The sequence below is a fragment of the Corynebacterium sp. HMSC072G08 genome (assembly GCF_001809185.1).
In the GTDB taxonomy this organism is placed as follows: Bacteria; Actinomycetota; Actinomycetes; order Mycobacteriales; family Mycobacteriaceae; genus Corynebacterium; species Corynebacterium phoceense.
This window is the reverse complement of sequence record NZ_KV796381.1, coordinates 18,951-27,443: the sequence shown is the minus strand read 5'-3', so window position 1 is coordinate 27,443 and position 8,493 is coordinate 18,951. Positions and strand designations below refer to the sequence as shown.

Sequence of the window (8,493 nt, the reverse complement as noted above, 5' to 3'; positions counted from 1 at the left end):
CCGACATAAAAACAACAAACAACAACTACATAACACGCAGCGAGGACCAAAAGACAAAAAGTGTCTTTCGGCCCGCGCTGCTTTTACGCGTTTTACAGGGACGCCGCACACCCTCTTCACATGACAGGTCTATCCACGCGCCGGCGTGTCATTGGTGAAACATGAACGAGTCACAACACTCTCTTCGGTTTGTAGACGACTCATTCACACTTCAACGCACGTAGCGGTTAAGTCGCACCGGCCCGGCGGCAGTCCTTGGTAATGTTCTAGCGCTCCATGCGTTAAAGGAGGGCCGTGGCTCGGATTGTTTTGGTTTCGTACTTGTGACGTAATTGCTCTCGGAGTAACCGCTCGCCATTTCGATCCGAGGGATGGTTGATGTACTCAAGTTCGCCAATTTCAGGCGACGGGAGCTCATTGAAATACTGCCGTTTCTTTAGCTGGTTCCCGCGGTGGCCGCTAGGGTTTTGTTCCCGTAGCGGGTAGTATGGCTGGGTATTTGATTGATTCATCGAACTGGAAAGTGCAAGGCTATATGTCTGACTCCAACAGCTACGGGCGCCGCGATGGCGATCGCCGTGGCGGTAAGCCACAGGGGAAGTTTTCTGGCCGTAATGGCCGTCGCGACGAGGGTCGCGGGCGTTCGTCGTTCGGCTCCGGGCGCGATGATGACAACCGTCGTGACCGCCGTGAGGACGGCGAGCGCCGCGGATACCGTGGCGATCGTAATGAGCGCCGTGATGACCGTCGCGGCGGCCGTAACGATCACCGTGACGACCGACGTGGTGGTCGCAACGACCACCGCGGTAATGGCCGTCGTGACGACCGCCGTGGAGGTGGCCGTCGCGATGACCGCCGTGATGAGAAGAAGCGGAGTCACTCGCCGCAGCGTTCGGGCTTCCGTGAGGAACGCATCAATCGTCGCCAGAACGACCCGGATGTCCCGTCCGATATCGATATGAACGAGCTTGATCCTTCGGTGCTTCAGGACCTGAAGTCGTTGTCGAAGGATAATGCTGAGGCGACTGCTAAGCATATGATTATGGCTGCGATGCTCATGCAGGACGACCCGGAGCTCGCATTGCGCCATGCACGTGCGGCAAAGGATCGCGCGGGTCGTGTGTCCGTGGCACGCGAGATCAATGGCGTTGCTGCCTACCACGCAGGTGAGTGGAAAGAGGCTCTGGCGGAACTGCGTGCGGCACGCCGTATTTCCGGCGGCCCGGGCATGCTTGCTGTCATGGCGGACTGCGAGCGTGGGCTCGGCCGACCGCAGAAAGCTATTGAGCTTGGCCGCAGTGAAGAAGCCAAGATGCTCGATCGCGATGGCGAGATTGAGCTCGCTATTGTCGTTGCTGGTGCACGCCTTGATATGGGGCAGGCGGAAGCAGCCGTGGTCACTATCCAGCGCGCACGCCCGGATAAGGCGGCACGCGGCGGGAGCGCTGCTCGTTTGAGCTACGCATACGCCAACGCACTGCTGGAGGCTGGTCGTACGGACGAAGCTAAGGAATGGTTCAAGCACACTGTCGCGATCGACGAGGACGAAGCGACTGACGCCGCTGATCGTCTCAAGGAACTGTAATGAGTCTATTGTCCACGCATGATGCCTTGTTGCTCGACTTAGACGGGACAGTCTGGGAGGGCGGCGTCGCTCTTCCCGGTGTCGCTGACGTGCTTAACGCCTGTGGCGTCAAAGCCATTTACGTGACTAATAACGCGTCGCGTGCGCCTGAAGAGGTGGCGTCGATGTTGCGCGCTATAGATATCCCGGCCGATCCAGAGCATGTTCTTACCTCTGCGCAGGCGGCAGTCTCCCTCGCCTCACAGCACATCAAGGCAGGCTCCAAGGTGTTGGTGGTCGGTGCGGACTCGTATAAGAAGCTTGCGCGCGACGCAGGTTTTGAGGTCGTTTCTTCGGCAGACGACAAGCCGGTGGCGGTTCTCGAAGGCATGAGCAAGGACCTTGGGTGGCGCGAACTGTCTGAGGCGGCGCTGGCTATCCGTGCGGGCGCGCAGTTCTTTGCATCCAACCTAGACACCTCGTTGCCTACGGAGCGCGGTCTTGCAGTGGGGAACGGTGCACTCGTCGCGGCTATTACGACGTCGACGGGCGTGGAGCCGCTGTCTGCGGGCAAGCCCGGCCCTGAGATGTTCATTCAGGCCGCTAAGATGATGGGCTCCTCGAAGCCTTTGGCTGTCGGTGACCGTCTCGACACGGATATCTTGGGCGGCAATACCGCTGCGATGGACACCTTCCACGTGCTTACCGGAGTGAGCGGCCCGATGGCTCTTATCGAGGCGCCGGAGAAGCACCGTCCCGATTACATTGGCGCGACACTGGCAGATCTGGGTCTCAAGCGGGCAGAAGCACGTCCGGGTGCGCAGGGTGGTTTCACGGCCCGCGTCGATGGTTATGATGTCCTGCTTGAGCATGGAGATGAGGGCGCTACACCGACGCAGGCGCTGCGTACCGTGCTCGAGGTCGTCTGGGCGCTGCCCAAGCCGCCACGCTACATCCAACCGCGTTCTGAGGCAGCGGAGCGTGCGGTCAAGGCGTGGTGGTGATGCCTGCACCAACTCCAGGGTCCATGCCTGGTCATCGGCCCGCCCCGAAGCCGCATGATCCGCACTCGGTGGTGAGTCCTGAGTCCGTCGACACGCGTGTCGGTGATATCTTGGGCGAACCGGCAGCGGATCTGCGCGAAGAATTTGAACAGCTTGATCGCGCGCACACGGTGCTGCGTGACGTACTTCAGGAGAACTAATGGCCCTCAAACGCCGCCGTCTCGACGCAGAGCTCGTGCGCCGCAAGATTGCGCGTTCACGTGAACAAGCCGTCGACTGGATTAAGGATGGTCGCGTCTACGTCGGGGGCTTCCAAGCCAAGAAACCAGCGACCATCGTCGAGCCTGAAGTCTCCATTCGCGTTGAGAAGGCCGAGGAAGACGATTGGGCATCGCGCGGCGCACACAAGCTGTTGGGCGCGCTGGAGGCGTTCGATGTCTCGGTTGACGGGCTGCGGGTGCTCGATGCAGGGGCATCGACAGGCGGTTTTACGGACGTGCTCCTGCGCCATGGCGCGCGGGAGGTGCTTGCCGTTGATGTGGGCTATGGACAGCTACTGTGGCGTCTGCAGAACGACGAGCGCGTCATGGTTCTCGACCGGACGAATATTCGTAACCTCACGCTTGAGGTCACGGAAGGGCCATGCGACGCGATGGTGGGCGACCTATCGTTTATCTCGCTCAGGTTGGTTCTGCCCGCCATTGTGGAGTGCTTGAACGATGGGGCATTCTTGCTCCCGATGGTCAAGCCGCAGTTCGAGGTGGGAAAGGACCGCTTGGGGCACGGTGGCGTGGTGCGATCGCCGGAGCTACGGGCAGAGGTCACGGAAGAAATCGCTGCCTTTGCCCGGACCCTCGGACTAAGCTGCAAAGCAGTGGCTGCGTCACCGCTACCGGGTCCGAGCGGAAACGTTGAGTATTTCCTCTGGCTGGTCAAAGACGGTGGAACGACGCATCCAGATGCCGAGGCTTTGCACGACATGGTTGTGCGGGCCATTGAGGAAGGACCCCAGTAATGACCGCAACGCCGGACCGCACGCAGGACGCGCAGCGGACGATTTTGCTTGTGCCGCACACCGGGCGCGAAGACAATGTCGCCTCCATGCGTCGCGCTGCGGAATTGTTGCGCGACGCGGGGATTACGGTGCGCGTGTGCGCGACGCCGGCACCGGGCGTCGATCTGTCGGGACTGGATCTCGTTCCGCACGAGCCGGCCTCGGCCGAAGGGTGTGAGATGGTGCTCGTCTTGGGCGGTGATGGCACCTTCCTGCGCGCCGCAGACTTGGCGCATGCGGTGGACATCCCGGTTCTGGGCATCAACTTGGGCCACGTGGGCTTCCTCGCTGAGTGGGAGGCGGAGTCCCTGGAACAGGCCATCGAGCGGGTGATCTCGCGAACCTACCGCATTGAGGATCGTATGACGCTCGACGTTGTCGTCTATGACCGCGCCGGTAAAGAGATCGGACGCTCGTGGGCGCTCAACGAAGCCAGCGTGGAAAGCCTCGACCATTCGGGAGTGCTGGACGCCGTGCTGGAAATTGACGCCCGCCCGGTGTCGTCCTTTGGGTGCGATGGTGTGCTTATCTCGAGTCCCACGGGGTCTACGGCGTATGCCTTCTCCGCTGGTGGACCAGTGTTGTGGCCGGAGCTCGACGCCATTCTCGTGGTACCCAACAACGCGCATGCCTTGTTTACCAAGCCTTTGGTGGTCTCGCCGCAGTCGCGAGTTGCCGTGGAATCCGAGTCGTCGACGTCCGAGGCACAGGTGAGCATGGACGGCTTTCGGCGGTTGGATATGCCTGCCGGCGCGCGCGTGGAGGCCGTGAAGGGTGAGCGCCCCGTGCGCTGGGTGCGTCTCGACAATCAACCCTTTACGGATCGTCTGGTGAGCAAGCTCCGGCTGCCTGTGGCGGGGTGGCGCGGCCCGCAGCGCGGCGGCGACGACTACTCGGTCTAACTCGTTGCCGGACGTGGGCGCGGACGTGTGGACGCTTCGAACACAAATACGATAGACTACGGGGCATGCTAGCAGACATCACGATCGAGAACCTGGGCGTTATCGAACGCGCCAGCGCGGAGTTGTCCTCGGGATTGACCGTGCTTACCGGTGAGACCGGTGCAGGTAAGACGATGGTGGTCACTGGTTTGCGCCTGCTTGCGGGCGGACGTGCAGATTCCACGCGTGTGCGCCAGGGCTCGAAGAAGGCCTCGGTGGAAGGCACATTTGCCGTGGATACGGCGGCGCCGGATATTGCGCAGGCGGCCGCGACGGTCGTGGAGGACGCGGGCGGCTCGCCGGATGAGAACGGCGAGTTTATCGTGGCGCGTACGGTCTCGGCTGCGGGGCGTTCGAAGGCGTACCTGGGCGGACGTTCAGTGCCGGCGGCGACGTTGGGGGAATTCTCGTCGCTCGTGCTTACGGTCCATGGGCAAAACGATCAGCTGCGGTTGCTCGCGCCAGAACAGCAGCTCGGAGCCGTGGATCGGTCGGATCCGGCGGTCGCGCCGCTGCGCGAGGCCTACGCAGAGTCATTCCGTACGTGGCGTGCGTTGGCCAAGGACTATAAGACGCGCACGGAGTCGCGGCGCGAGCTGGCACAGGAAGTGGACCGGCTTCAGTTCGCGGTCGATGAGATCGATGGCATGCACCCGCAGTCGGGTGAGGACGTGGATTTGGTCGAGCGCATTCGCAAGCTCCAGGACGTTGATGGTCTGCGCGAGGCAGCCACGGTCGCGTTGGGGAGCATCGACGGGCAAGAGGGCTTCGAGGAAGATGCGGCCTCGTCCTTGTTGGGGCAGGCGCAGGCGCAACTGTCGGGCGTGGAGGATAAGCAGCTCAAGGCGTTGGGGGAGCAGCTGGCGGAAATCACGTCGCGCTTGGGCGACATCGCCGGTGAGCTTGGCGCGTACCTGGCAGATTTGCCTGCGGATCCGGAGGAACTGGAGAGGTCGCTTACGCGGCAGCAAGAGCTGAAGACACTCACCCGGAAGTACGCGCCGGATATCGACGGCGTGCTTGCGTGGCGGGATCACGCGAACGAGCGGTTGGCGTCTATTGACACGTCCACGGAGGCGCTGGAAGAGCTGGCCAAGCAGGTCAAAGCGGCGGAGTCTGAGATGATCGCGCACGCGGCGACACTGACGGCGGCGCGTGAGGACGCGGCGCGGCGCCTGGGGGATGCCGTGACGGCGGAGCTCAAGGGGCTGGCCATGGCGTCCTCGGAGTTCACGGTCGCGGTGAAGGACGCCCGGTATTCGAGGACGGGCGCGAACGAGGTGGAGTTGCAGCTCAATGGCCGGCCGCTGGCGGCGACGGCATCGGGAGGCGAGCTCTCGCGCGTCATGCTGGCGCTCGAGGTCGTGCTTTCGGCGAATACGGAGGGCACGACCATGGTCTTCGACGAGGTCGACGCTGGCGTGGGTGGCCGCGCCGCGGTGGAGATTGGACGCCGCCTGGCGCGGTTAGCGACGCGCAATCAGGTCATCGTGGTGACGCACCTGCCGCAGGTGGCGGCGTATGCGACTACGCACCTCCACGTGGCGAAGGATATGTATACCTCGGGCGTGAGCACGCTCAGCGAGAGGGAACGCGTAGAGGAGCTGGCGCGCATGCTCGCGGGACTCGACGGCACGGAGACGGGGCGTGCGCACGCGCAGGAGCTCTTTGACCGCGCACAGGCGGAAGTCGCGGAGTTCCGGCAGGAGAAAGCGAATAAATAGGCCCGAGCCGGGGATGCTGCCGCGCGCCTCCCACGCTGGGAGGCCTAGAAGTGGGACAATCGCGCGCATGAGTTTGTTTTCTCGCACTACCGACGCACCCGGTGTCACTGGCACCCTGCGCGATTGCACGCCCGGCGGCAAAGGACTGAAGAAGTTCGGCGCGGGGGACTTCGCCGTGGTCGACGCCGCGAATATCTCTCGTCAGGAAGCCCAGCAGCTGGTGGACTTGAAGCCGGCCGCGGTCATCAACACCGCGGAATTTAGCACCGGTAGCATTCCCAATTACGGACCGCACATGTTGCTCGACGCCGAAACGCAGCTCGTGGAGGGCGTGGGCCCGCAGTTCCTCGAGGCGATGAAGGACGGGAAGAAGGCGCGTCTCACTGATGACGGCACCGTCTATCTGGGAGACAAGCAGATTGGCTTTGGCACCGTCATCGAGCGCGGCCAAGCGCAGGCGCGCTTTGCCGAGGCCGAGCGCAACCTCATCGACCACATGGAAGCCTTTTTCGGCAACTCAATCCAGTTCATCCACTCGGAAGGCCCGCTACTTATCGACGGCTTGGGTATTCCGGAGTCGGGTGTGGAGATGCGCGGCCGCAAGGTCATGGTCGTCTCGCCCAGTGAGGACCACCGCGCCAAGGTGAAGTTGCTGCGCAACTTCATTCGCGAATACGAGCCCGTCATCGTGGGCGTCGACTCCGCGGCAGACTCGCTCGTGGAGATGGGCTACAGCCCGGATCTCATCGTGGCAAACCCGGAGACGGTCAAGGCGGAGACGCTGCGTTCGGGCGCGCGCGTCATCTTGCCGGCCACGCCGGACGGCACGGCACCGGGCCTGGAGAAAATTCAGGACCTGGGGGTGGGTGCGATGACCTTCCCGTCCGCGACGGATTCCTCGACGGACCTGGCGCTGCTGCTCGCGGACTTCCAGGAAGCGGACATGATCGTGCAGGTAGGAGGCTCTGTCGACCTCGACGATATCTTTGCGGACAAGGCACACGCGACGCCCGCGGCGTTGCTTGCGCGCATGAAGACGGGCACGAAGCTCGTCGACGCGGACTCCGTCATTACGCTGTACACGGCACCGGCAGGCGGAAGCCTGGGCTGGCTGTGGGCGTTGCTCGGCATCCTCGTTGCGCTCGCCGTCATCGTGCTCATCGCGGGCTTGGGCGGGGACGCCTCCTTCGGCGAGAACCTCTCCGCCACGTGGTCCAACCTCACCGAGACGGTCGCAGGATGGTTTAACTAATGCCACAGCGATTCTCTTCTTCTGGCCCGGTCATCGCAGGCAGTGGCTTCGGGGTGGCCGTGGGCGTGGCTATCGGCGCATTCGCGCTGGGCCCCACGGTCGCGGGTTCTGCGGGTGGCGATGACGCCGTGCGCGATGAATTCCGCCAGGTCGTCCAGGACAACCAGGTGCTGCAGGCGCAGTCCAAGTCCGGCGACTCGGTCGTCTCCGAGCTCTCGCCCACCATGGTGGATGGCAGCCTCGCCAACCGGCCGGTGCTCGTCATGACGACGTCGAACGCGCAAAGCAATGAGGTCGACGGCATCAAGGCGCTGCTCGCCTCCGCGGACATCGAGGACGCCGGAACGATTGACTTGGCGGATGCCTTCTTCGATCAGTCGCGCGCGGACGAGCTCAAGTCGCTTATCGCCAACACGCTGCCCGCCGGCGCGCAGCTGTCCACCAAGCAGCAGGACATGGGCACCCACGCGGGCGAGTCCCTCGGCGCTGCGCTCTACATGGATCCGGAATCCACGCAACCGCTGGCCTCCGTCGCCGACCGCGCGACGGTGCTCCAAGCGCTGCGCGATGCCGGATTCATCGACTACGAGGATGGGACCATTCTGCCCGCCCAGGCCATCGTCGTCATCGACGGCAAGACGTCGGGCACTGCGGGCGATGCGTTCAAGTCCGATAACCTTTCTGCCATGCTCACGGCCTTGAATAAGACGGGCCGCAACGCCGTGCTCGCCGGAAGGATAGAGTCGACGTCGGATGAAGGGGTCATCGGCAAGCTCCGCTCCGCGAAGGGCAACGAGGTCTCCACGGTCGATTCCATCGACCGTTCGTGGGCGCGCATGGCGACGGTGCTCGCGGTGCGCGAGCAGCTCGACGGCGGCCACGGGGCCTATGGTGCGGCCGCAGATGTCGATGCCGCCGCGCCGCCGCTGCCGAATGCCGCCAGCTAACCTCTGG

The 8,493-nt window shown here is 63.4% G+C and carries 8 protein-coding genes; all 8 read left to right on the top strand.

Going from position 1 to position 8,493, the window contains the following annotated elements:
• The first annotated feature begins 535 nt into the window (after nt 1-535).
• The 8 genes from HMPREF2559_RS12255 (at nt 536) to HMPREF2559_RS00760 (ending at nt 8,486) form a co-directional block, all read left to right on the top strand.
• The gene (locus HMPREF2559_RS12255; RefSeq protein WP_082723252.1) at nt 536-1,585 is read left to right on the top strand and encodes a tetratricopeptide repeat protein; all 1,050 of its coding nucleotides are present in this window, start codon (nt 536-538) and stop codon (nt 1,583-1,585) included.
• Complete coding sequence (locus HMPREF2559_RS00785; protein ID WP_066489238.1) at nt 1,585-2,568, top strand: HAD-IIA family hydrolase; 984 nt, start codon at nt 1,585-1,587, stop codon at nt 2,566-2,568. The genes HMPREF2559_RS12255 and HMPREF2559_RS00785 overlap by 1 nt, the downstream gene beginning before the upstream one ends.
• Nucleotides 2,568-2,768 (top strand): hypothetical protein, encoded by a 201-nt coding sequence (locus HMPREF2559_RS12615; RefSeq protein WP_141629264.1) that lies wholly within the window; start codon nt 2,568-2,570, stop codon nt 2,766-2,768. Before HMPREF2559_RS00785 ends, HMPREF2559_RS12615 begins: the two co-directional genes overlap by 1 nt.
• Entirely contained in the window at nt 2,768-3,583 is an 816-nt protein-coding gene (locus HMPREF2559_RS00780; RefSeq protein ID WP_070539228.1) for a TlyA family RNA methyltransferase, read from the top strand. The genes HMPREF2559_RS12615 and HMPREF2559_RS00780 overlap by 1 nt, the downstream gene beginning before the upstream one ends.
• Nucleotides 3,583-4,524: an NAD kinase gene (locus tag HMPREF2559_RS00775; protein ID WP_066489232.1), complete on the top strand. Its 942-nt coding sequence runs from the start codon at nt 3,583-3,585 to the stop codon at nt 4,522-4,524. The genes HMPREF2559_RS00780 and HMPREF2559_RS00775 overlap by 1 nt, the downstream gene beginning before the upstream one ends.
• A 65-nt stretch (nt 4,525-4,589) precedes the next feature.
• Nucleotides 4,590-6,287, top strand: a complete 1,698-nt coding sequence (gene recN / locus HMPREF2559_RS00770; protein ID WP_066489230.1) for a DNA repair protein RecN — start codon at nt 4,590-4,592, stop codon at nt 6,285-6,287.
• Nucleotides 6,288-6,354: 67 nt separating this feature from the next.
• A complete protein-coding gene (steA, locus tag HMPREF2559_RS00765) occupies nt 6,355-7,539 on the top strand; it encodes a putative cytokinetic ring protein SteA (protein WP_070539226.1) in 1,185 nt (394 codons plus the stop codon).
• The gene (locus HMPREF2559_RS00760; RefSeq protein ID WP_070539224.1) at nt 7,539-8,486 is read left to right on the top strand and encodes a copper transporter; all 948 of its coding nucleotides are present in this window, start codon (nt 7,539-7,541) and stop codon (nt 8,484-8,486) included. Before steA ends, HMPREF2559_RS00760 begins: the two co-directional genes overlap by 1 nt.
• Nucleotides 8,487-8,493 lie beyond the last annotated feature (7 nt).

Coding starts and splice junctions, on each gene's coding strand:
- HMPREF2559_RS00785 (WP_066489238.1), top strand. CDS start 1,585: ATGAGTCTATTGTCCACGCATGATGCCTTGTTGCTCGACTTAGACGGG.
- HMPREF2559_RS00775 (WP_066489232.1), top strand. CDS start 3,583: ATGACCGCAACGCCGGACCGCACGCAGGACGCGCAGCGGACGATTTTG.
- HMPREF2559_RS00780 (WP_070539228.1), top strand. CDS start 2,768: ATGGCCCTCAAACGCCGCCGTCTCGACGCAGAGCTCGTGCGCCGCAAG.
- HMPREF2559_RS00760 (WP_070539224.1), top strand. CDS start 7,539: ATGCCACAGCGATTCTCTTCTTCTGGCCCGGTCATCGCAGGCAGTGGC.
- recN (WP_066489230.1), top strand. CDS start 4,590: ATGCTAGCAGACATCACGATCGAGAACCTGGGCGTTATCGAACGCGCC.
- HMPREF2559_RS12255 (WP_082723252.1), top strand. CDS start 536: ATGTCTGACTCCAACAGCTACGGGCGCCGCGATGGCGATCGCCGTGGC.
- HMPREF2559_RS12615 (WP_141629264.1), top strand. CDS start 2,568: ATGCCTGCACCAACTCCAGGGTCCATGCCTGGTCATCGGCCCGCCCCG.
- steA (WP_070539226.1), top strand. CDS start 6,355: ATGAGTTTGTTTTCTCGCACTACCGACGCACCCGGTGTCACTGGCACC.